Origin of the sequence: unidentified bacterial endosymbiont (assembly GCF_918797525.1) — a bacterium.
Taxonomy (GTDB): Bacteria; Pseudomonadota; Gammaproteobacteria; order Enterobacterales; family Enterobacteriaceae; genus Enterobacter.
In genome coordinates this window covers 3,005,979-3,029,471 of record NZ_OU963893.1, presented here as the reverse complement: position 1 = coordinate 3,029,471, position 23,493 = coordinate 3,005,979, and the positions used below count along the sequence as shown (strand labels likewise).

20 protein-coding genes and 1 pseudogene are annotated in these 23,493 nt (G+C 54.0%); 11 read left to right on the top strand and 10 right to left on the bottom strand.

The window, feature by feature from the left end:
- Positions 1-6: 6 nt before the first annotated feature.
- Both NL510_RS14480 and NL510_RS14475 read right to left on the bottom strand, forming a co-directional pair.
- Positions 7-1,308 carry an MFS transporter gene (locus NL510_RS14480; protein ID WP_253377828.1) on the bottom strand — a complete coding sequence of 434 codons (1,302 nt, stop codon included), beginning with the start codon at positions 1,306-1,308 and terminating at the stop codon, positions 7-9.
- Positions 1,309-1,565: 257 nt separating this feature from the next.
- Complete coding sequence (locus NL510_RS14475; protein ID WP_253377827.1) at positions 1,566-2,864, bottom strand: serine hydrolase domain-containing protein; 1,299 nt, start codon at positions 2,862-2,864, stop codon at positions 1,566-1,568.
- A 112-nt stretch (positions 2,865-2,976) separates the two neighbouring features.
- Here NL510_RS14475 and NL510_RS14470 point away from each other — a divergent pair, with 112 nt between their 5' ends.
- Positions 2,977-3,864: a LysR family transcriptional regulator gene (locus NL510_RS14470; RefSeq protein ID WP_253377826.1), complete on the top strand. Its 888-nt coding sequence runs from the start codon at positions 2,977-2,979 to the stop codon at positions 3,862-3,864.
- Here the strand turns inward: NL510_RS14470 and fumA are convergent.
- Positions 3,853-5,502, bottom strand: coding sequence for a class I fumarate hydratase FumA (fumA, locus tag NL510_RS14465; RefSeq protein WP_253377825.1), 1,650 nt, complete (start codon positions 5,500-5,502; stop codon positions 3,853-3,855). The two genes, NL510_RS14470 and fumA, sit on opposite strands and share 12 nt — an antisense overlap.
- Before the next feature lie 53 nt (positions 5,503-5,555).
- Entirely contained in the window at positions 5,556-7,064 is a 1,509-nt protein-coding gene (locus tag NL510_RS14460) for an anion permease (protein ID WP_253377824.1), read from the bottom strand.
- A 606-nt stretch (positions 7,065-7,670) separates the two neighbouring features.
- On the opposite strand from NL510_RS14460, the gene NL510_RS14455 reads away from it, so the two are divergent.
- Both NL510_RS14455 and NL510_RS14450 read left to right on the top strand, forming a co-directional pair.
- On the top strand, positions 7,671-10,451 hold the full coding sequence (locus NL510_RS14455; protein ID WP_253377823.1) for a flavocytochrome c: 2,781 nt from the start codon (positions 7,671-7,673) through the stop codon (positions 10,449-10,451).
- Between the two features lie 91 nt (positions 10,452-10,542).
- The gene (locus tag NL510_RS14450) at positions 10,543-11,505 is read left to right on the top strand and encodes an FAD:protein FMN transferase (RefSeq protein ID WP_253377822.1); all 963 of its coding nucleotides are present in this window, start codon (positions 10,543-10,545) and stop codon (positions 11,503-11,505) included.
- On the opposite strand, the gene dcuR is transcribed toward NL510_RS14450, so the two are convergent.
- Positions 11,486-12,205: a two-component system response regulator DcuR gene (gene dcuR, locus NL510_RS14445; protein ID WP_253377821.1), complete on the bottom strand. Its 720-nt coding sequence runs from the start codon at positions 12,203-12,205 to the stop codon at positions 11,486-11,488. The genes NL510_RS14450 and dcuR overlap by 20 nt on opposite strands.
- Positions 12,202-13,818 carry a sensor histidine kinase gene (locus NL510_RS14440; RefSeq protein ID WP_253377820.1) on the bottom strand — a complete coding sequence of 539 codons (1,617 nt, stop codon included), beginning with the start codon at positions 13,816-13,818 and terminating at the stop codon, positions 12,202-12,204. Before NL510_RS14440 ends, dcuR begins: the two co-directional genes overlap by 4 nt.
- A 143-nt stretch (positions 13,819-13,961) precedes the next feature.
- Between NL510_RS14440 and NL510_RS14435 the strand changes: the two genes are divergently transcribed.
- The 4 genes and pseudogenes from NL510_RS14435 to NL510_RS14420 all read left to right on the top strand — a co-directional run bounded on the left by NL510_RS14435 (position 13,962) and on the right by NL510_RS14420 (position 17,338).
- On the top strand, positions 13,962-14,825 hold the full coding sequence (locus tag NL510_RS14435) for an N-acetylmuramic acid 6-phosphate etherase (protein WP_253377819.1): 864 nt from the start codon (positions 13,962-13,964) through the stop codon (positions 14,823-14,825).
- Positions 14,826-15,254: 429 nt separating this feature from the next.
- Positions 15,255-15,389, top strand: a pseudogene (locus NL510_RS14430) (phosphohydrolase); the annotation flags it as partial.
- 61 nt (positions 15,390-15,450) lie between these two features.
- Positions 15,451-16,866, top strand: a complete 1,416-nt coding sequence (locus NL510_RS14425) for a DNA cytosine methyltransferase (protein ID WP_253377818.1) — start codon at positions 15,451-15,453, stop codon at positions 16,864-16,866.
- Complete coding sequence (locus NL510_RS14420; RefSeq protein ID WP_253377817.1) at positions 16,847-17,338, top strand: very short patch repair endonuclease; 492 nt, start codon at positions 16,847-16,849, stop codon at positions 17,336-17,338. The genes NL510_RS14425 and NL510_RS14420 overlap by 20 nt, the downstream gene beginning before the upstream one ends.
- On the opposite strand, the gene NL510_RS14415 is transcribed toward NL510_RS14420, so the two are convergent.
- Positions 17,310-17,804, bottom strand: a complete 495-nt coding sequence (locus NL510_RS14415) for an EamA family transporter (RefSeq protein WP_253377816.1) — start codon at positions 17,802-17,804, stop codon at positions 17,310-17,312. The genes NL510_RS14420 and NL510_RS14415 overlap by 29 nt on opposite strands.
- A 175-nt stretch (positions 17,805-17,979) precedes the next feature.
- Between NL510_RS14415 and NL510_RS14410 the strand changes: the two genes are divergently transcribed.
- The 3 genes from NL510_RS14410 (at position 17,980) to dgcQ (ending at position 20,928) form a co-directional block, all read left to right on the top strand.
- Complete coding sequence (locus NL510_RS14410; RefSeq protein ID WP_366518965.1) at positions 17,980-18,894, top strand: DUF808 domain-containing protein; 915 nt, start codon at positions 17,980-17,982, stop codon at positions 18,892-18,894.
- A gap of 78 nt (positions 18,895-18,972) precedes the next feature.
- A complete protein-coding gene (locus tag NL510_RS14405; protein ID WP_253377814.1) occupies positions 18,973-19,155 on the top strand; it encodes a YodC family protein in 183 nt (60 codons plus the stop codon).
- Positions 19,156-19,227: 72 nt separating this feature from the next.
- A complete protein-coding gene (gene dgcQ, locus NL510_RS14400; protein WP_253377813.1) occupies positions 19,228-20,928 on the top strand; it encodes a cellulose biosynthesis regulator diguanylate cyclase DgcQ in 1,701 nt (566 codons plus the stop codon).
- Here the strand turns inward: dgcQ and NL510_RS14395 are convergent.
- Together NL510_RS14395 and yodD are read right to left on the bottom strand one after the other, a co-directional pair.
- On the bottom strand, positions 20,913-21,713 hold the full coding sequence (locus NL510_RS14395) for a mannosyl-3-phosphoglycerate phosphatase-related protein (protein WP_253377812.1): 801 nt from the start codon (positions 21,711-21,713) through the stop codon (positions 20,913-20,915). The two genes, dgcQ and NL510_RS14395, sit on opposite strands and share 16 nt — an antisense overlap.
- 297 nt (positions 21,714-22,010) lie before the next feature.
- Positions 22,011-22,238 carry a YodD family peroxide/acid resistance protein gene (gene yodD / locus NL510_RS14390; protein ID WP_253377811.1) on the bottom strand — a complete coding sequence of 76 codons (228 nt, stop codon included), beginning with the start codon at positions 22,236-22,238 and terminating at the stop codon, positions 22,011-22,013.
- A gap of 128 nt (positions 22,239-22,366) precedes the next feature.
- Here yodD and dsrB point away from each other — a divergent pair, with 128 nt between their 5' ends.
- Positions 22,367-22,555 (top strand): protein DsrB, encoded by a 189-nt coding sequence (gene dsrB, locus NL510_RS14385; RefSeq protein ID WP_253377810.1) that lies wholly within the window; start codon positions 22,367-22,369, stop codon positions 22,553-22,555.
- Between the two features lie 99 nt (positions 22,556-22,654).
- Here the strand turns inward: dsrB and rcsA are convergent, their stop codons facing one another.
- On the bottom strand, positions 22,655-23,278 hold the full coding sequence (gene rcsA, locus NL510_RS14380) for a transcriptional regulator RcsA (protein WP_253377809.1): 624 nt from the start codon (positions 23,276-23,278) through the stop codon (positions 22,655-22,657).
- Positions 23,279-23,493: the final 215 nt, after the last annotated feature.

Here is a 23,493-nt window from a genome sequence, read left to right as displayed (position 1 = left end):
GGCGATTTACTCCTCAGCGGTGGTTTGCAGCACTAAAGTGCGACGACGGTAGAGATAAAGCGTAGCCAGCAGCGCACACAGGGCCGCGAAGCTCATCCAGTATCCCGGAGAGGCTTTATCGCCGGTGTACTCTATCAAGGCGGTGGAAATTACCGGGGTGAACCCCCCAAAAACCGCTGTTGCAAGACTGTAGGCCAGAGAGAAGCCCGCTACGCGAACTTCAGCAGGCATAATCTCCGTCAGGGCAGGGATCATCGCGCCGTTATACAGGCCGTACAGGAAAGAGAGCCACAGCAGCACGCCCAGCATCATGGCAAAGCCAGGAGCATTCGCCAGCATCGTCAGCGCCGGGTAACTGGTTGCCAGCGCCAGCAGCGTCATGGCGATAAGCACCGGTTTGCGCCCGTAGCGATCTGACAATGCACCGCCCACCGGCAGCCAGATGAAGTTGGAGACGGCGACCAGCAGCGTGACCAGCAGGCTGTCTGACGCGCTCAGCATCAGCACTTTCTTACCGAACGTCGGTGCGTAAACGGTGATCAGGTAGAACACGGTGGTGGTCATCGCCACCATCAGCATGCCCGCAACCACAACCTGCCAGTTACTGAGCAGGGTTTTAAAAACCTGATGCATCGCCAGGGTGTGGCGGCGAGTACGGAACGCTTCGGTCTCTTCCAGCTTGCGGCGCAGGAAGAAGATAAACGGCACAATCAGGCAGCCAAACAGGAACGGGATCCGCCAGCCCCAGTCGCGAATGGCGCTCTCTTCCATTAGCGCATTCAGCGCAAAGCCCATGGCAGCGGCAATCATAATCGCCACCTGCTGGCTTCCTGACTGCCAGCTGGTATAAAAACCCTTACGGCCCGGGGTGGCAATTTCAGCCAGATAGACAGAGACGCCGCCAAGCTCCGCCCCAGCGGAAAAGCCCTGCAGCAGACGCCCGATCAGAACAAGCAGAGGCGCCCACAGCCCAATGCTCTGATAAGACGGGATAAGCACAATCAGAAAAGTGCCCGTCGCCATAATCGACAGCGTGACAATCAATCCTTTGCGACGGCCTACCTTGTCAATGTAGGCGCCAAGCACGATTGCCCCGATCGGACGCATTAAAAAGCCCGCGCCGAAGACGGCGAAAGCCATCATCAGCGAGGCGAATTCACTGCTGGCCGGAAAGAACGTATGGGCGATATAGGTGGCATAAAATCCGAACAGAAAGAAGTCAAACTGCTCAAGAAAATTGCCCGATGTCACTCGAAATATCGCGCCCGCTTTAGAGCGCACGGTTGCAGGTGAGGCTGAGGAAATCATGGTTATCTCCAGTTTATTGACGTTATGCTCGTCTGTTTTTGAAAACTGGATCAGGAAGCGGAAATAGATAAGCGCATTTAGCACATGGACTGATGCGTAGGGAGCATTAATGACAATTTCTTGACCGGACGTTACATAAGTAACAATAACTTAACAAAGCATCTATTAATTATTTACTCGTTTTACGTAAACTACTGATATTACGATTTTGTGAAGTGACGCAGGCGAGAAGCCAGGCTACGCCTGGCGTGTAAAATTTAACGCAGCGCGTTGGCAATGGCGCTAAACATCAGCGAGGCCTCCAGCGGTTGAGCGCGAAATGAGGGTTCTGCCTGCGGCCAGGTGGACCACTGGACGATGACTAAATTTTCCGTCGGATTCACCATAATCATCTGTCCGAAAATCCCCAGCGCCCAGAGTGAATTCTGTAACGAGTCCTGGGCTGTGGGCTCCACGCCTGTGGCACTGGCAGGCACTTCATTATTCCACCACTGATAGCCATACAGTCCGTTCGGATGGGCAGCGGAGACGGAGCCTTTCGCGTGCGTCCAGCTGGACGACTGATGGAGCCAGCCCGCCGGCAGGATCTGTTTACCGTTCGGCAGGGTACCGTTATGAAGCATAAACTCCCCGAAGCGGCCCCAGTCCTCCAGCGTGGCGTTAAAGCCATGCGCACCCACATCGTGCTGGCCTTTGCGGTAGGCATGCCATATGCCGTCACTTGCCATACCGTATGGCTGCCAGATACGTTTTTCCAGATACGCCGCAAGTGTCATGCCGGTCGCGCGTTCAAGCACATCGCCCAGCAGCCATGCGCCGCCTGATGAATATGACCAGTTCTCGCCAGCCGGATGTTCACGGCGCAGGCCAGAGATCAACTTACGCACGCAATCATAGGTGCCCGGTTGCGCCTCACACTCGGTCAACTGCGCAAAGTCCGATGTTGGATCCGTGTAATCCTCACGCCAGGCCACTCCAGAGGTATGCGTGATGAGCTGCTTCAGCGTCACGCCGTCCCAGGCGGTGCCTTTCAAATCAGGTTCGTAGTGGGTGACCAAATCATCAAGGGAGTGGATCTTACCCTCTTTTATTGCAACGCCGACGAGGGCAGAAACCACCGATTTGCCGACCGAACGAGACGTCCAGAGCGTGGAATCGGTGTTACCTTCGGCAAGATATTTCCAGGCAATTTTGCCATTCTTCAACACCAGCATGCCGCTGACGTTCTGGCGCTTGAGATAATCCTGCAGAGTGTTGCGCCTGCCATTAACCCGATAGTGCGCATCGGTCAGCGGTTTTTCTGCCGCCAGCAGCGGTGTGGCGTTACCGTGGCGAAACCGATCTCCCGCGTAATTACGGTAATCATTACGAAAGCCGATGACGCGGTCAGTCTGGCTCCACGTCAGCATGTTATGGGGATCCGGCAGGTAGGCATCAAACGGGGCCGGACACGTCTGCAAGTCTGTACCTTTGCAGGCCGCCATGGCGCCAGAGGCGAGCAGGCTACTGGCCACCAGACCGGCGAGCAGGGTAACGTTTAACAATCTGTTTTTCATAATCTTCTCGTATCAATGAGGAACAACTTCAGTTTACGAACCCGCGACGTATAATAAAAAACGCGTTATGAGGGAAAACCCCCCACGTTTTCGAAGGGAGAGCGCGATAGCGATGTTGACCTATTCATTTGCCCAACTGGAGGCGTTTACCGCCGTGGCTGAGCATGGCAGCCTGAGTAAGGCGGCGCTGAAGCTTAAGAAAGATCGCACCACGCTTCGCGACCTGGTTGATTTTCTTGAAGATGGGCTGGGTTATACCTTGTTCCTGCGGGAGGGTCGTACGCTGCGGCTCACGCCGGAGGGGGAACAACTCCAGCGTCAGGCGCATCTGTTGATACGACAGGTAAGGGCGTTTGACGCTTTTGCCAGGGAAGTACCGAAGCATACGGCGCAGGAGATCGCTCTGGTCTACGATCCCTTTACTCCCCGCGTTTTTTTACAGGCGCTGATTGCGGTAATGGCGAAGCAAAAAATTCGCTTGAGTTTGATCTGCGCAGCGCGTGATGAAGCCGAGAGCCTGCTGGCGAGCGGCCAGGCCGACCTGGGCATCTGTCAGGCGCACAACTGCAGCGTGGGTAATGAGATGGAGTGGCGGGCGTTGGGCGCAATCGATCTGGATTTCTACGCATCTGAGGAGCGGGTGAGAGATATCGCCTCGCCGCTGTCTCTGCTTGACCTCTCTCTTATCCCGCAGATCGTCATGCATGCAGCTTCGGACGAGCCGGTCGCCCGTCGCCTGCAGATTTCAGGCCATACGATTTTCACCAATGAGCTGGAGATCCTGCGTGGCCTGCTGGAGCAGGGGTGCGGCTGGGGATTTTTGCCTACCCACTTTCAGGCTACCCGGTGGGAAAAGGTAAAAAGGCTGCCAACCGAAGTAGGCAGCCAGGGCATTAGTCAGACGATGGTCACCATCTGGAAACCGGGCAGCGACAAACGCGAAGAGATGAATGAAATGCTGTCGCTGCTACCGGCGTTATGGAAAAACTCAGGGCTGTGAACACCCTTTGCACTGTTTGTTCTGCACCTGCTGGAAGAAGTCGTTACCTTTGTCATCCACCAGGATAAATGCCGGGAAGTTTTCCACTTCGATTTTCCAGATTGCTTCCATACCCAGTTCCGGATACGCCACGCACTCCAGGCTCTTGATGCTGTCCTGCGCCAGAACGGCTGCCGGGCCGCCGATGCTGCCGAGGTAGAAACCGCCGTGTGTATGACAGGCATCGGTGACCTGCTGGCTGCGGTTGCCTTTCGCCAGCATCACCATGCTCGCCCCGTGCGATTGCAGCAGGTCCACATAGGAATCCATACGGCCCGCGGTGGTTGGGCCTAAAGAGCCAGAGGCAAAACCTTGCGGCGTTTTCGCCGGCCCGGCGTAATAGACAGGATGATCTTTCACATACTGCGGCAGGGCTTCACCGTTGTCGATAAGCTCTTTGAGTTTCGCATGCGCGATGTCGCGCGCCACAATGATGGTGCCGTTCAGCGACAGGCGGGTGGAGACCGGGTGAGCGGAAAGCTGCGCCAGGATTTCGTGCATCGGCGTATTGAGATTGATGCTGACCACCTCACCTTCGCCCTGTTGACGCAGGGGTTCAGGAATGTACTGGCCCGGATTGTGTTCCAGCTTCTCAATCCAAATCCCGTCGCGGTTGATTTTCGCTTTAATGTTGCGGTCGGCGGAGCAGGAAACGCCCATGCCGATTGGGCAGGAGGCGCCATGGCGCGGCAGGCGGATCACCCGGATGTCATGTGCGAAGTATTTGCCGCCGAACTGCGCGCCCAGGCCCAGATCCTGTGCTTCCTGCAGCAGTTCCTGTTCAAGCTGAACATCGCGGAACGCCTGGCCATATTCATTTCCTTCGGTTGGCAGCGCATCGTAATAACGGGTGGAGGCGAGCTTAACGGTTTTCAGCGTCGCCTCTGCCGACGTGCCGCCGATGACAAAGGCGATATGGTAAGGCGGGCAGGCCGCCGTGCCGAGGGTGCGCATTTTCTCAACCAGATAATTTTTCAGCTTCGCCGGGGTGATCAGCGCTTTGGTCTCCTGGTAGAGATAGGTTTTATTGGCAGAACCGCCCCCTTTTGCCATGCAGAGGAATTTGTACTCATCGCCATCAACGCTATAGAGATCGATTTGCGCAGGCAGGTTAGTGCCGGTGTTGACTTCTTTATACATATCCAGCGCGGCATTCTGGGAATAGCGCAGATTGTCTTCAATGTAGGTGTTATAAACGCCCTGGCTCAGGGCGGCTTCGTCACCGCCGCCGGTCCAGACGCGCTGGCCTTTTTTCCCCATGATGATCGCCGTGCCGGTGTCCTGGCAGGTTGGGAGGATGCCTTTTGCCGCAATTTCAGAGTTGCGCAGAAACTGCAGGGCAACATATTTGTCGTTTTCGCTGGCCTGCGGGTCATGAAGAATGGCAGCAACCTGTTTCTGATGCGAAGGACGCAGCATAAAGGCGGCATCGTGGAAGGCCTGTTGTGCCAGCAGCGTCAAGGCTTCTGGCTCCACTTTAAGCATTTCATGGCCGTCGAACTCCGCCACAGAGACGTGCTCGCGGGTCAGCAGGTAGTATTCGGTATCGTCATGTGCGAGCGGAAAGGGGGGCTGGTAGTGAAACGGTTTGTTTGACATAGCTTGCTCCATAAAAAATAAAACCGCCGGAGGATAAGCCCGGCGGTCAGAAATCAAAATATCATCGACATCCACGGATAACCAATCAGCAGCAGGACCGCGAGGAAGATGGCACCGAAGATGGTACCCATACGCCAGTAGTCTTTCGTTGGCAGATAACCACTGCCGTAGTAAATCGGGCTTGGGCCAGTACCGTAAGGGGTAATGATCCCCATGATCCCCAGCGAGGTCACCATCAGCAGGACGAACACTTCCATATTCATGCCCGGAATGGTGGCGGCAATGGTCAGCATCGCTGGCAGCAGCGCCGTGGTGTGTGCGGTGGTGCTGGCAAACAGGTAGTGCAGCAGGTAGAACGCCAGCACCAGCACGATAGTCGCGACGCCCGGAGAGATACCGCTCATCAGCAGGCCACCTTCTTTACCCAACCAGCTAATGAAACCGGTAGAAGAGAGGCCATCCGCAAGGGCCACCAGGGTAGCAAACCAGACAAAGGTGTTCCAGGCGGCTTTGTTACCGGTGATATCGTTCCACTCGAGTACGCCGGTCCACAGCATCAGGCCGACGATTAACAGCGCCGCCATCGCCGGTTCAATCCACGCGGCAGCAAAGATCCACATCAGCAGGGCACAGCAGACGAACACCAGCAGCAGGATCTCGTTGCGCGACAGTTTGCCCAGTTTTTCCAGCTCGCGGCTGGCCCACAGCGGCACTTCATCGTTCACTTTTACTTCTGGCGGGTAGAACCAGTAGGCCAACAGCGGCATGATCATAATCAGCAGCACGCCTAACGGCAGGAAGGCAATAAACCAGGTACCCCAGGAGATGTTGATCCCGACGATGCTTTTCACCAGCGCCAGGGCCAGCAGGTTTGGCGCCAGTGCGGAAAGGAACATTGAGCTGGTGATACAAGCAGCGGAGATCGCCACCCACATCAGATAGGAGCCAATCTTACGTGCGCTTGGATCGTTAGGTTTTGAACCATACAGCGGTGGCAGGTTGGCGATAATCGGGTAGATGGTCCCGCCGCTGCGCGCGGTGTTGGATGGCGTAAAGGGTGCCAGAAGCAGATCCGCAAAAGTGATGGCATAACCAAGCGTCAGGCTACGACGCCCAAGATATTTCACCAGAATCAGCGCCAGGCGACGGCCGAAGCGGGTTTTGTCATAACCCGCGGCGAACATAAAGGCGCCGAAAATCAGCCACACGGTAGAGTTGCTGAACCCGCTAACGGCCCATTTAAACGAGGCGCCCGCTACCTTGAACTGCGGGTCGGCCAGCTGTTCCGGGCTAAAGAGCACCCACTGGCTGCAAAGGGCGATGGCGATGACACCCGTCAGGCCGATCACCGCGCCTGGCAGCGGTTCGAAAATCAAACCGACAATTACACCGACAAAGATAGCGAAGTAGTACCACGCATAAGGTGGCAGCCCGTCAGGGACCGGAACAAACAGCAGCAGCACGGCGACGATGATCGGCAGCGCCATCATCAGCAGTCGTTTTGCTTTTCCGTTTGATGCTTGATTCGCCGCAGGAGGCGTTACAGCAGTTTTTGTATTCATAATTTCATGTCTTAAGTTGTCAGGAATTGGGTTGTACAGTGAAAATACAAATCGCTTTCTTTAGTTTCTTTGCTTTATTTAGTTATTAAAGGTGCGTTTTTGTATTTTCTGTAAGAGCGATTCAACGCATTTTTGTGTGCGCTAAAATAAAAACCGTTGATGTTTTTATATTGCCCTTTTAGATGCCATAGCTATTGATCGCGATCAATAAAATAGAAATGCAGAGGTATTTTTCTTGTTTTCATAATAACCACATAGACGTATGTGGTTATTAGGGGTTTAAGCGGAAAAATTTATCATTAACGTAACATTTATAATTTGGTATCACTCTAAGATTTTGAATTTAATGTTGTTTTATGTATTTTGTTAAATTGGTATTACCATTCTTTTTTTAACGCGCTTTAAAAGATTGTGAAAGTATCAAACATCGATGCTAACACTAATGTGTTATTGATGTTATCGAAGGGATTAAATAGTTTTATAACTAACGTAATTACTTTGGAAACTAAAAAAATCGTTATATTACTGTCATGATATCGGCATAAAAAATCGAAATAAAACTGGCCGGATAACGAATTCTTAATTTTAAAAGTTTGGAGTTTAATTATGAGCACTAACGAACGCATTCTACGCCCCTTCACATTACCGAATGGCACAGAACTAAAAAACCGTTTGTTAATGGCACCAATGACCACCTGTACGGGTTATTACGATGGTACCGTCAGCAGCGAGCTGGTGGAGTACTACCGGGCGCGTTCGGGCAGTATGGGGACCATCATTGTAGAGTGCTGTTTTGTCGACGATCTCGGTCTGGCCTTCCCGGGCGCGATCGGTATCGATAACGACGAAAAAATTGCCGGGCTGGCGAAAATTGCCGAGGCTATCCAGTCCAAAGGCTCAAAGGCACTCCTGCAGATTTACCACGGCGGCCGTATGGTCGATCCGACATTAATCGGCGGGCGCACGCCTGTGGGCCCAAGCGCCGTTGCCGCACCCCGTGACGGTGCCGCAACCCCCGTTGCCCTGTCGGGCGAAGACGTTGAAGCCATGATCGGTAAGTTTGGTGAAGCCGTGCGCCGCGCAATCCAGGCCGGTTTCGACGGGGTAGAAATTCATGGGGCGAATACTTACCTGATCCAGCAGTTCTACTCACCTAACTCCAACCAGCGTGATGATGAGTGGGGGGGGAGCCGCGACAACCGCGCCAGATTCCCGCTGGCGGTGCTGGACATTACCCATAAAATGGTGCGCCAGTACGCGGACGATGCATTCATTATTGGCTACCGTTTCTCGCCTGAAGAGTTGGAAGAGCCTGGCATTCGTTTTGAAGACACCCTGTACCTGCTGGAAAAACTGGCCGCGCGCGGTGTGGATTATCTGCACTTTTCCCTTGGCGCAACCTTGCGTTCGTCCATCGTAGACACGCAAGACCCGACCCCGCTCATCCAAAAATATTGCGCTATGCGCTCTGAAACGCTGGCGCAGGTGCCGGTGATGGGCGTGGGCGGCGTAGTGAATGCTGCTGACGCGGTTGAAGGGCTTGAACATGGCTACGACCTGATCGCCGTGGGGCGAGCCACCATCGCCTACCCGGACTGGACGGATCGTATTGCCGCGGGTGAGACCCTCGAGCTGTTTATGGACAGCACCCAGCGTGAAGCGCTGAGCATCCCTGAACCGCTGTGGCGCTTCTCGCTGGTGGAGGCGATGATCCGCGATATGAGCATGGGAGAGTCAAAATTCAAACCCGGCATGTTCGTTGAGAAGATCCAGGACGATACGAACGAGCTGGTGATTAACGTCAGCCTGGAGACCGACCGCATTGCCGATATTGAGCTGGCTGCCGGCCCGGGCCAGGACGTTGAGTTCGTGACCAGCTTCGAGGAGATCCGCACCCGTATTCTGGATGCCAACACCCCGCACGTCGACGCCATTACGGGCGCAACCAGCCAGAGTGAAGCGGTGAAAAAAGCCGTCTCTAAAGCAATGCTGAAATCCAGCAAAGCGCTGGCGGCGGAAGAGGGCGTTGATCCGAATGAAACGAAAAGCGTTGATGTGGTGGTTATTGGCAGCGGCGGCGCGGGTCTTGCGGCGGCGATTCAGGCGCACGACGAAGGGGCGAGCGTGCTGGTCGTCGAGAAAATGCCGACCATCGGCGGCAACACGATCAAAGCCTCTGCCGGGATGAACGCGGCAGAAACGCGCTTCCAGCGTGTGAAAGGCATTCAGGATAGCAAAGAGCTGTTTTACCAGGAATCGCTGAACGGCGGTGGTCATAAAAACGACCCGGAACTGCTGCGTCGCTTCGTAGAGAACGCCCCACAAGCCATCGAGTGGCTGGCGACCCGCGGGATTATGCTCAACGATATCACCACCACCGGCGGCATGAGTATTGACCGTACCCACCGTCCAAAAGACGGTTCTGCAGTAGGGGGATATTTGATTAGCGGCCTGGTGCGTAACGTCACTAAACGAAATATCGACGTGATGCTGGATACGTCGGTGAGCGATATCCTGTTCGAAAATGGTGAAGTGACCGGCGTGCGCCTGACGACCGAAGAGAATGAAACCCTGACCGTTGCGACCAAAAGCGTCATTGTGGCAACGGGCGGATTTAGCGCCAACAGCCAGATGGTAGTGCAATACCGTCCGGACCTGGAAGGGTTTGTGACCACCAACCATAAAGGGGCAACCGGTGGCGGTATCGCTCTGCTGGAGCGCATTGGCGCCGCTACCGTGGATATGGGCGAAATTCAAATCCACCCCACCGTTGAACAGAAAACCTCGTATCTGATCTCCGAGTCCATCCGCGGCGGCGGCGCCATTCTGGTGAATCAGAAAGGGGAGCGATTCTTTAACGAAATGTCGACCCGCGATAAAGTGTCGGCGCAAATCATCGCCCTGCCAGAGAAATATGCTTATATCATCTTCGACGAGCACGTGCGCACCAAAAACAAAGCCGCAGACGAGTACATTGCCAAAGGCTTTGTGACCAGCGCCAGTTCGCCGAAAGCGCTGGCTGAGACGCTGGGCATGGATCATCACGCCTTCCTGGCCACCCTGGAGCGCTATAACGGCTTCGTTGAAAAACAGCACGACGATGATTTTGGCCGTACTACCGCGCTGCGCGCCCCCATCAATGAAGGGCCGTACTATGCCATTCAGATTGCGCCAGGCGTACACCACACCATGGGCGGCGTAACCATCAACACTGAAACCTGTGTGCTGGACAGCCATCATAATGTCCTGGCTGGGGCATTTGCCGCTGGCGAGGTGGTTGGCGGTATCCACGGCGGGAATCGCATCGGGGGTAACGCGGTGGCAGATATCATTATTTTTGGTACTCTTGCCGGACATCAGGCGGCGATGCGCTCGAAAAGCGCGTAAGGCACCTGTTTTCCAGGCCGGATAAACGTAGCGATATCCGGCATTATCCCCGGCGGCAAGTCTGCCGGGGCATACGCAGAGGAAGTTTGCCATGCCTGATGATAACCGTCTCTACAGCTACTCTGCCGTGTTGATGGGCTCTCCCATCCTTCTGAAACTCTTCACCCATGATGACGCACTCGCCTCCCGCGTTTTTCGCCTGATCAAACAGTACGAAAATCTGCTGACGGTCAACCGTGCGCAGTCCCAGGTCATGGATATCAACCACGCTGCCGGAAAGCATCCGGTGGCGGTCAGTCGTCCGGTGTTTGAGCTTATTCGCTGTGCGAAAGCGGCAAGTCAGTGCAAAGACAGTGCATTTAACCTGGCGATAGGTCCGCTGGTAAAGCGCTGGAAAATTGGTTTTCACGGCGATAGCGTCCCGCCTGCCAATGACATTGCGGCGCTGCTTAGGTTAACCGACCCGGCCGACGTCGTACTCGATGAAGCCCACTGTAGCGTAATGCTGCTTAAACCCGGTATGGCGATCGACCTGGGGGCCATTGCTAAAGGGTATATCGCTGACCGGGTGCGGGATTTTCTGCGCCAGGAAGGGACCGAGTGCGCACTTATCAACCTCGGCGGAAATATTCAAACCTTAGGCTCGCCGCACGGTGGCTGGAGCGTGGGGCTAAAAAAACCCTTCGCCGGTGATGAACTGATTGGCGCATTGACGGTGGAGAACAGGTCTGTAGTGACCTCGGGAATCTATGAACGTTACTTTGAACATAATGGCAAACGCTATCATCACATTCTTGATCCACGTAGCGGGTACCCGCTGGATAACGAACTCGATAGCGTGACGATTGTCTCGAAAGAGTCGATTGATGGTGATATCTGGACCACGCTGATGTACGGCATGGGCGTGGAGAAAGGCTGCGCAGTCCTGCACGCACGGCCCGACATCGAAGCCATTTTTGTGACCAAAACAAAAGAAGTGGTGCTCTCTTCAGCGCGCCACTTCCGTTTTACCCTGCTGGATAACTGCTATCGCGTTACTGACAGTATTGCTTGAGCAGGGCCGTCTGTTCAGGCTGAAGCCGGTAACGGTACACCGGGCGGCCGGTAGCGCCGTAGTGAATACTGGTGAACAAGATGTTGATTTGCGCCAGCCAGATCAAATATTTGCGGCATGACACCCGCGAAATACCCACCGCATTCGCCAGATCGTCGGTGGAAAACTCACTCTCCGGATGGGCGTCTATCCACTGACAGATGGTGCGCAACGTCTGTGGCGTTAACCCTTTCGGCAATTTTTTATGGTCTGCCAGTTCCGGCGCACCACCGTGCAGCAGCCTGTCCACGTCTGCCTGCTCATAATACTGATGCGATCCCATCAGGCTATGCTTCGCCTTCCAGCCGTTCAGCGCCTCTTCAAAGCGCGGGAACTGGAACGGTTTAATCAAATAATCCACCACGCCATAATGCATTGAGGTCTGGATTGTGGCCGCATCCGAAGCCGAGGAGATCATGATCACATCGATCGGGCGGCCTGACGCGCGGATGATGGGCAGCAGATCCAGCCCGTTATCCTGCTGCATATACACATCCAGCAGCACCAGATCAACAGGCTGGCTGGGGGTGTTAATGATAGCCTCGGCCTGGTTGAGCGTGGAGGCGACGCCGCTGCAGCTGAAGCCCTCAACACGGTTAACATACAGACGGTTGAGGTCAGCTACCATGGCGTCATCATCGACAATTAATACATTTATCACGCGATATTCCTCTCGCTATCCCAGGGGATGTGAACAAAAAATTGGGTAAATACGCCAGGCTCAGATTCCACGGTGATATCGCCGCCCAGGTTCTGAATTTGCTGACGCGCAAGGAATAACCCAACGCCACGGTTTTCACCTTTTGTTGAGTAGCCCTTGGTAAAAATAGCCTCCAGCCGCACGGGATCAATACCGGGACCGTCATCGCTGACTTCACAGCTGAGCCAGCCATGCTGATAATGCAACAACAGGCCGATCTCGCCCTCCGCTTGACCCTCCATTGCGTCCAGCGCGTTTTCAATTAAGTTGCCCAGCACGGTCACCAGCACCGCCACCTGCTCTTCATTCGCGGTATCCGGTATCAGACACTCATCGGCCAGCGTTAAGGTAACGCCCGCTTCCTTGGCCCGGTGCATTTTACCGAGCAAAAAGCCGGCGATAACCGGGGACTTAACCTTGCGCTGGATAACGCCAATATCGGTCTGATAATTGTGAGCGGTCTGGATGATATACTCTTCCAGTTTGTCGTAGCGCTTCATGTGCAGCAGGCCCAGGATCACGTGCAGCTTATTCATAAACTCGTGGGTATGCGAACGCAAGGCATCAACGTAATTGACCATGCCGTCAATACGCTGCATCAGCTGGCTGATTTCGGTTTTATCGCGGAAGGTGCTTATGGCGCCAATTACCTGATTCTGACTTTTTACCGGTACCATGTTGCACAGCAGTAACCGCCCGTTGCAGCTGATCTCCTGGTCCTGACGTGCAATGCCCGTTTGCGATACCTCGCGCAGGCCCGACAGCAGCGGTTCACTGGCGTTTTCGCTTTGTTTGCCTGCGGGCAGGAGCAGGATTTCTCTGGCGGTATGGTTAATCATCGTCACCCGACCGTGAATATCAACGGCCAGCACGCCTTCACGCAGCGACTGTAGCATTGCCTGACGCTGTTCAAACAGCGCGGAGATTTCATAAGGTTCTAATCCAAACAAAATACGTTTCAGGACGCGCACCAGGCCCCAGATAGCCAGCGAACTCATTAAAATGCTGAATAAAATCGTCCAGACGGCATTAAGCCTGCTGCGGGCGATTTGTTTTTCAACCTTATAGAGCGAGATGCCCACCACAACCACGCCTATCTGTTCGTGCTCATCGTCATAGACCGGGGTGAAGACGCGTAGCGCTTCGTCGAGTGCGCCGCGATTAACGGAGACGTTCTCCTTCCCCTCCAGCGCAGGGGGCAGATCATCACCGATAAAATGCAGCCCCAGCAGGGCTTCGTTTGGGTGAGAGTAGCGGATGCCCTGCATATCGGTAACCACGGTAAACAGCAGGTCATTGCGTTTCGTTACGGCCTGGGCAATGGGCTGGATAATGTCGGCCTGAGGCGATTCCATCAGACCGCGCTTAATCTCTGGCGTGTCCGCCAGCGTGCGGGCAATGCCCAGAGCGGTATCTTTAACATCATCGCGCGTCGCGCGGGTGATTTGCGCCGAATAGAGGGCAAACACCACCAGCAGCACCGATCCGATGGTCGCGCACACCATTAACGTGAGCAGCGTGTTTAGTTTCATTGGGCGCTTGCGCGTCAGGGGGAAGGGGTGCAAATCGCTCATCAACACTCCGCGATGAATAACAAAGAGTTGATTATCGCTGATGACGTGTTTTTCACAAAGGGATGCTTTTCGTGACCCTTCTCGCAGGCCATCCCTATAAAACCCCTTATAGTGTATGGGAACGCATAATAAGGAGGCTGTTTATGAGTATTATGCTTACCGGTTCAGTCAAGGAAAGACGGCACGCCAGCACGATGAATATCGATAGATTGTCTACGCTGGACATGCTGAATGTTATTCACCAGGATGACGCACTTATCTCTGAAGCCATTACCCCATTCTTAACGACAATCGCCCGCGTGGTGGATAGCGCCGCGGCGACGCTAAGTCACGGCGGCCGTCTGGTGCTGGTTGGCGCAGGCCCGTCCGGGTGCCTGGTGAGCCAGGTCGCGCAAGAGTATGCCCCAGGAAAAACGCCGGTCATTGCTATCACCGCAGGCGATGACACCGCAAGCTACGAGCGTGGCGTTATCGACCTGCAGGCCCATAAATTTACCGAACAGGATATGATGCTGGCGGTAACCGTTAGCGGAAAAACACCGTGGGTTTGGGGCGCGATGCGGCATGCCTGGTCTCTCGGGGCGACGGTTGCCGTTATCACCGACGATACGCAAAGCGAAGCCGCGCAGCTGGCGAGTATGGTGATTGCTCCGGAACTGGGTGCTGATGTGGTTGCCGGACATATTAATACCAAAGCTGGCATTGCACATAAAATGATCCTCAGCATGGTGAGCACCGGGCTGGCTATCCGAACCGGGCGTGTCTACAGTAACCTTCGGGTGGATCTCCAGGCCAGCAGCATCAAATGGACCGAGCGGCAAATCGCCATCGTGATGGAAGCAGGAGGATGCACTCGGGCGGTGGCGAAGTGCGCGCTGGAAAGCTGTAACCACCATTGCAAAACGGCGGTTCTGATGGTGCTCACCGGTCTGGAAGCCTGGCAAGCGCATGAGCTATTAACGCAAAATAATGGCTTCATTCGCGTGGCGTTACAGGAAGCGCCGTAGCATAAAAAATAGCCCGCTTGACTGGCTTCACCAGGCGGGTTTAAACCACGTTGAAATCCCATAAATTCAGTACACAATATACATGGTCGCTCCGGCAAGTTCATATAGCAGGGGCAGGATAATGACGACATAAGAAATGCCTGCGTAGTAGGCGCGTATCCAACTGATTTTAAATGAAATAATGGAAAGTGAACATGAACGAAAAAAAAGAGTTCAAAGACTTGACGGTGACCTGGTCATACATACTTACGTGCTCGCACGTATGGTGTTCCATTTGTAAGAACAACATGCGCGCATATGCTGACAAAAAATTACTCGATGACAGCGTTGATTTTGGTGATATGGCTCAATGTGAATGTGGCAACGCGACATTCGACGGCATTCATCCGGGGATAATATAGGCTGAGATACTATGACCGCTCAGGCCCGGGACGTGAGCTCGCAAGGCATAACGCCAATTTCCTTATCGAGTTTATGGCAAAACTGAGTGCCGACTTACAGGGCGACAACTTCGGCGTTGATAGTCAGGTCCAGCGCCGTTTCCGTCGCAGTTTGCCTGAGTGAACTGTGGTAATCTGTTTCCCGTCTTTATTGCCCGGTTAAAAGTATGCAGGAAATTCAAACAGTGACAGAGCCCGCACCTGAGCAGGCTGTGAAATCAACGGCAACAGTGCAGGCATTACTCCAGCAACTGCTGGAAATTTATGATGCAAAAACGCTCGCAAACCAGCTGCTGGCGCAGGGTGAAAGCCACTGGAGCTCGGCCATCCTCAAAAGACTGCTTACCAGCGAGCGTGCAGGGCAACGTCTGAGCGACGGTGAATTTCGTTATCTGCAAAACCTGCTGCCGCGTCCTTCTGCCGCCCATCCCCATTACGCTTTCCGTTTTATCGATCTCTTTGCCGGTATCGGCGGGATCCGCCACGGGTTTGAAGCCATTGGGGGGCAGTGCGTGTTCACCAGCGAGTGGAACAAACACGCGCTACGCACCTACAAAGCCAACTGGTACTGCGATCCCCACGCACATCGGTTCAATGCCGATATTCGTGATGTGACCCTGAGCCACAAAAGCGGCGTGACTGACGCAGAGGCGGCGGCGCATATTCGCGACGCTATACCGGCCCACGACGTGCTGCTGGCCGGCTTCCCTTGCCAGCCGTTTTCGCTTGCCGGCGTGTCGAAAAAAAATGCCCTTGGTCGCGCCCACGGCTTTGCCTGTGATACGCAAGGAACGCTGTTTTTTGATGTCGTGCGGATTATTGATGCCCGCCGACCGGCCATTTTTGTGCTGGAAAACGTCAAAAATTTGAAGAGCCATGACGGTGGGAAAACCTTCCGCATCATCATGCAAACGCTCGATGAGCTGGGTTACGACGTGGCTGATGCGCAGGATATGGGCGCAGACGATCCCAAAATTATCGACGGCAGACACTTTTTGCCCCAGCACCGCGAACGTATCGTGCTGGTGGGTTTTCGCCGCGATCTCAACCTGAAGGGCGACTTTACCCTACGGGATATATCCTCGTTGTACCCCGCCCGTCGCCCGAGCGTGGCCGATCTGCTGGAGCCTGCCGTTGATGCCAAATTCATTCTGACGCCGGTGCTGTGGAAATACCTCTATCGCTATGCCAAAAAGCACCAGGCGAAAGGCAACGGCTTCGGCTTTGGCATGGTCAACCCGGCTAACCCGGACAGCGTGACCCGTACGCTCTCCGCCCGCTATTACAAAGACGGTGCGGAAATTCTTATCGACAGAGGCTGGGACAGAGCGCTGGGTGAAAAAGCGTTCGACGATCCTAATAATCAACGCCATCGTCCGCGTCGCTTAACGCCGCGTGAATGCGCAAGGCTGATGGGCTTTGAGACTCCGCAGGGCTACAGCTTCCGTATCCCGGTCTCGGACACCCAGGCTTATCGTCAGTTTGGTAATTCCGTGGTGGTGCCCGCGTTCGCGGCGGTGGCAACGCTGCTGGCCTCCCGCATCAAACAGGCCGTCGCCCTGCGCCAGAGTGAGGCCGTGAATGACGGATGTGCACAATAAGGCGACGCGCAGTAAAAACATGCGTGCCATTGGCACGCGCGATACCGCGATAGAAAAACGACTGGCCGGATTACTGGCCAGGGCGGGGTTTGATTTTCGGGTGCAGGATCCCGCGCTTGCCGGGCGTCCTGATTTCGTTGTCGACGCCTATCAATGCATTATCTTCACTCACGGCTGCTTCTGGCATCAGCATCACTGTTACTTATTTAAAGTCCCCGCCACGCGCACCGATTTCTGGCTGGATAAGATAGGCAAGAACGTGGCCCGCGATCGGCGTGATCTCGCCGCGCTTATCGCAGAGGGATGGCGGGTTATGGTTGTCTGGGAGTGCGCGCTACGCGGCAGGTTAAAACTTAACGATACGCAACTGACCGAACGGCTGGAAGAGTGGATCTGCGGCGGCGGGCAGGCCGCGCAGATCGACACTCAGGGCATTCATCCCCTCAGGGTTTTTCCACCCCACACGGTGTGATAACCGGTTTTGCTGGCAGCAAATACTTACCCAGCGTGACCAGCACCACGGAAAACACAATCACCCCCAGCGCCAGCCATTCTATTGGTGCCAGCGTTTCCCCGGCAAAGCAGGTTCCCAGCAGCACGGCGACCACCGGGTTTACGTAGGCATAGCTGGTGGCGACGGCCGGAGAGACGTTACGGATCAGGAACATGTAGGCGTTAATGGCGATGATGGAACCAAATAATGTGAGGTACCCCACGGCGAGGAAACCTGACAGATCCGGTACCGCCGTCAGCTTCTCGCCCGTCAGCGTCGAGGCCATCAACAGCACAATCCCCGCAGCGAGCATTTCAATGGCGCCCGCCATCATCAGCGGCGGCCAGCTTTCTACGCCAATACGAATAACAAAGTAGGTGGAACCCCAGATGATGTAGAGCGAAAAGAGTGCTCCCATGAGGGGTAATAATTGCCGGAAACGCATAATCCCTCACGACGAAATTAAAAGGTCGCTGATAGTAAACGCCAAAACAATCGGACTGGCGAGCGCTTTAATTGTGGTGAGGATGTGAATTTTTTGTTGACGAGAGGTGCTTGTTTCCGGGTGCCCGGTTTTGCTCCATACTATTCACTTAATTATCAAAAAAAGAAGGATAGAGATTTTGGCGGGAAGTAGCTTATTAACATTGCTGGATGATATTGCCACGTTACTGGACGACATTTCGGTGATGGGAAAACTGGCGGCAAAAAAGACCGCAGGTGTGCTGGGAGATGATTTATCGCTGAATGCCCAACAGGTGAGCGGCGTCAGGGCTAACCGTGAACTGCCCGTGGTATGGGGCGTGGCGAAAGGCTCTTTTATCAATAAAGTGATCCTGGTGCCGCTGGCTCTGCTGATCAGCGCATTCATCCCCTGGGCGATTACGCCGCTGTTGATGATTGGCGGGGCGTTTTTATGTTTCGAGGGGGCAGAGAAAGTTCTGCATACCCTGGCCTCTCGCAAAGAGAGCGACACGCCAGAGATGCGCCAGCAACGTCTTGAGGCACTGGCGGCGAAAGATCCTAAAGCCTTTGAGCGCGATAAGGTGAAAGGGGCCATCCGTACCGACTTTATTCTGTCGGCGGAAATTGTGGCGATTACGCTCGGAATTGTTTCCGAAGCCCCGCTGATGAACCAGGTCATCGTACTTTCCGGTATTGCCCTTCTGGTGACGGTTGGGGTGTATGGCCTGGTGGGGCTTATCGTCAAGCTGGATGATATCGGCTTTTGGCTGGAGAAAAAATCGAGCGCGTTCGCCAAAGGTATCGGCAAAAGTCTGCTGGTCCTTGCCCCCTGGCTGATGAAGAGTTTATCGATAGTGGGTACGCTGGCCATGTTCCTGGTCGGTGGCGGAATTGTGGTTCACGGTATCGCGCCGCTGCACCACGCCATTGAGCATTTCGCCTCCGCGCACGGGGCCGTTGTGGCGGCTGTTTTGCCGATGCTAATGAACCTGGTGCTGGGCTTTATCATTGGCGCTATCGTGGTGGCGGCAGTGAAGCTGTTTAGCAAAATGCGCGGAACGGCGCATTAATTGTTCGTGGTTTCAGGGTGCAAAAAGGCCAATCGTCGTCTAAATTGAAAAAGTTTCACCCTGATACAGGAGGCAGGTATGGTCTTTTTGGTCAGTGATGAAGTTAAGCCTAAACAGGGCGGCCCGCGCATGATTGTGACCGGGTATGCCAGCGGAATGGTAGAATGCCGCTGGCACGATGGTTACAGCATCAAGCGGGAAGCTTTTCGTGAAGACGAGCTTCAGTCAGGGGACGGGCGTCAAAAGCACGACACGGCTTAATCACGCAACGCCCGGCTTGCCGGGCGTTTTTACATCACGTCAAGGGTGCTGGGTGGCAATCAGGGAGGGGGTGTGCAGCGAGATACGTATGTTGTAAGACGCCCTTTTCTGCACTGGCTGCATCAGCGTAGCAATCCGGGCTTAATTGTTAACTTCTGTTTCATTGTGGTGCTGTTCTTTTCTACTCTTCTCACCTGGCGCGAAGTCATCGTTCTGGAAGATGCGTATATCTCCAGTCAGCGAAACCACCTGGAAACCGTGGCGAATGCGCTCGACAGGCAGCTACAGTTCAGCGTCAACAAACTGCTTTTTTTCCGTCACGGTATGAGCGAAGCGATTCAAACACCGCTTGCATCCGGGCCGCTCCATCACGCGGTGACCCATTTCGACACGCTGCGTAAGACGTCAAACTGGCAAATTGCCCTCGACAAAAACCGCACGTTACCGATAAACGGCGTATCCGATGCCTTTGTTGAAAAGACCACGCTTCTGAACCGTGATGAGGAGCGGCTACAAAACGAACTCTCCGCCGCGCTGGAGGTGGGCTATTTGTTGCGTCTGGCATTATCGAACAGGCGCACCGAGGAGCGGATCGTCTATGTCTCCCGCGCCGGATTTTTTCTCGCCACCGATACGCCTGAAAATCCGCACGATATTTCGCCCCGCTATTACCAACTGGTGACGCAGCCGTGGTTTATTCAACAATCCGAGCGCAAAAACCGGGCCCGCGCCGTGCGCTGGTTTATTTACCCGGGGTCACAATTTGCCGGCAATCAGACGCTCATAACCGCCAGCGTGCCCATCTATTATGACCATTTCTGGTATGGCGTGCTGGCGATGGATTTTAACGTTGAGACCATGAAACGTCTGCTGGGGGAGGCCACGGATGGCTACCCGGAGGGCGAATACCAGCTTTACGATACCCGGCTCACCAGGATTGCCTCTTCGCAATCACCGAACGGGGAGGCGAGCCCGTTTAATGCGAGCGATATGGCGCAGATAGCGCAGGCGATTGAGACCGATACCCAGGGCGGAATACGCCTGGACAGCCGTTTTATCAGTTGGTCACGGCTCGATCATTTCGATGGCGTTATCCTACGCATCCATACCCTGCAGGAGGGCGTTAGAGATGATTTCGGCAGCATCAGCGTGGTGTTGGCGCTTCTATGGGCGTTGTTTAGCGCCATGCTTCTGATCTCCTGGTGGGTTATCCGCAGGATGGTAAGCAACATGTACAGTCTTCAGCATTCGCTGCAGTGGCAGGCCTGGCATGACCCGCTTACCCGGCTTCTCAACCGTGGTGGGCTTTTTGAGCGTGCAACAAAACTGGCGGAACATTGTCAGCGTCGCTCGCTGCCATTTTCGGTGATTCAGATCGATCTCGATCGTTTTAAGAGTATTAACGATCGCTTCGGCCACCAGGCCGGTGATAAGGTGCTTTCTCACGCCGCAGGGCTGATTGCCAGCGCGCTACGGACGAATGACGTTGCCGGACGCGTGGGCGGGGAGGAGTTTTGCATTGTCCTGCCGGGTCTTAACCTGGAAGAGGCGAGGAGAGTAGCGGAACGTATCCGCTCGCGTATCGACAGCAAGGAGATACTGGTGCAAAAGAGCACCACGCTGCGCATTAGCGCCTCCTTTGGCGTAAGCTGCGCGCAGGAAAAAGATAATTATGATTTCGAACAACTGCAGTCGATAGCCGATGCGCGTTTGTATCAGGCAAAACAGAGCGGGCGTAACCGCGTTGTCTGGCGCCATCACGACAAAAAGTGATCCAGCCCCTCATGCCAGCCCGCCGGACCCGGCAGCCGGGTGTGGTAGACCCGATTAGGGTTATCATCACGAAGCTGTATGCCCTGGCGGTTGAGGCCCATTATGACCACGGCGAAATCAACGCTGTCCAGAAGCGGAGCATCGTTCGGCCCGTCTCCCAGACCCAGCGTGGTCGGCAGGCGAGCCTCTCGCTCACGGTACTGCCCGACCAGCCAGTTGACGGCCAGGTCCTTTGCACAGGCCCGATCCAGGATGTGCCAGAAGCGAGCGCCCTGCAGGCACTTGAGGCCGCGAAGCGCCAGTGCCTCTTCAAAGTGCGCCATTTTTTCGTCACTGTCGCGCCAGATGAGCGTTACGGACGCTTCCTGCCTGCGCGCGAGCGATGCGCGATTGCGATTAAGCCCCGTCCACTCGCTGATAACCTGTTCATCAACATCATCAAAAGTGGTGAATTTATAGCCGCCCTGCAGGCGAATGTCCTCGATAATGGGCAGGAGATCCTTGTGGAGCATCCCCCTGAACAGGCGCTGAGTCAGTTCCCAGCGGACATCAGGCTGTATCACCGCGCCGTTCTCAGCGATAAAGGGTAGCCCCTCCAGCCCCAGTTCCTGCTGAATGTCTGCTATTTCCCCGGCCGTCTTACTGCTGGCGAGTATTACTGGAACCTGTAACTCCCGAAGTTTGTCCAGCCAGGGTTTGGCTGGCTGCCATTCATAAGTATGAATATCCAGCAGCGACCCGTCGAGGTCGCTAAAAATCAGCAGTGAGTCCTGTGCAATAGGCATAAAGGCCCCCAATAAATGCTAACTATTTTCTAAGAATTATCCTAAAAAAAGCGACGGCGCCGGTAATGGCCCGGGGAACCGATCCCGCCAAACCCGCATCACGCCCATGGTACTACTCATAATAATTAATCACTTGTATCAAATATAATATTCGCCTGGAGAATATATGCTTGTCAGATAAATCTGGTAAGGATAATGTTGCACCCACGTCAGGTTTCCTGATGTAACGAATTTTCAAGTGCTTCTTGCATACGCAAGCTTGATCCCGGTCATCCCCATGACCGGGATTTTTTTCGCCTAGCGATTGGCTTCAGAAACGCTAAAGTCGTGGATATCCAGCTCGAAGGCTTCTGCCAGTTCGCGGTAGGTGTGGTAATCCCGCCCGTTCACCATCACGCATTCGGAATCTTTATCCGTACGGCGCACTTCGGATTCGCTGATCTCGTTAATGGCGGCAAGCAGGGCATCGACATCCACCTCAACATCGCGCTTAATCGTGTCGCTATACTCTTTTTCGGTCTTCATTACGGGTACCTCATTTAACCGTGTCCAGTAATGAGTATAGACTGCCCACAAAAACGGCATTCGCGCCCGGTGGCGATGTGCGTCTTTGCGTTTTGTTCTACACTGGCTCAAAACCACAGGAGGAACGTATGAAGATCAACGAACGGGTCACTGTCAAAACCGACGGGGGGCCACGCCGCCCGGGGGTGGTGCTGGCAATTGAAGAGTTTAGTGAAGGCACGATGTACCTGGTATCACTGGAGGATTACCCGCTCGGCATTTGGTTCTTTAACGAACTCGGCCATGCGGATGGCATCTTCGTGGAAAAAGCAGAATAGCATGGCGTCGGGTGGCAAGCAGCGTGCCCGACTTCTGCTGTAAAAGCAAAAATCTCTGGCAAGGCCAGAGATCATGTGGGGACAGAGGCTTGAGGTCAACTAGCGCATATTGACGAAAATTCCATTTGTCACATTATCGGTCAAGCGAACCACGTGGTAGATCACTTGCTTATTATGTGTTTTAATTTTCCGTTTGATATTTCCTTTATGCGACGAAACAGTTTTAGCTTTGATATTCATCTGGTCTGAAATTTGAATAGTTCCTTGTCCTGCCATCCACATTCTCAGCATACTTGATTCAGTTCTGCTTAATGATAGCGTGGGCAAGTTAACTGCTCCTACATTCTTAACTTCTTTATTCAAATAATCGCCCAAAATGGCATCCAGCGACTCGGGTTTTATCGACTTAGAACTGATCAATAAATTTTTACGCACCAACAAATACTCATCAAAATGGATGTTGGCGATCGCCATAAAAACAATAAACAAGGTTCCAGGATGCTGATTAATGATTTGCTTAATATGCTGACTGTTGGCTGGGTCGTGAATAAAACAGTCCTCATTAATAAACACCACGCCTGGCTTGTGGAGATTACAAGCGGCTTCGAGTTCGTCAACGGTGTGTGCATCGTTGATGTCTCTCTTTCTTACCCCTCTGCTGACCAGATACCCGGTTAACCCCAGCCGGGTGTAACTGCATAAATCCATAATGATCGTTGACATGGCATACCCTCACTCAATGCGTAACGATAATTCACCATCTGCCTGAGAGCTCATAAACAGCCATACGGGATGGAAAAAAGTAATAAAACCTGTGAGCATGACAAAGACTTTCAGGCGAACTCACTATCCCGTAAAGTTACGTATAATTTGCCAGGAATCTTCTTAAAGTAAAGTAAATATTAAGTATTGTGAGATGGTTAGAAACATTTAAACCG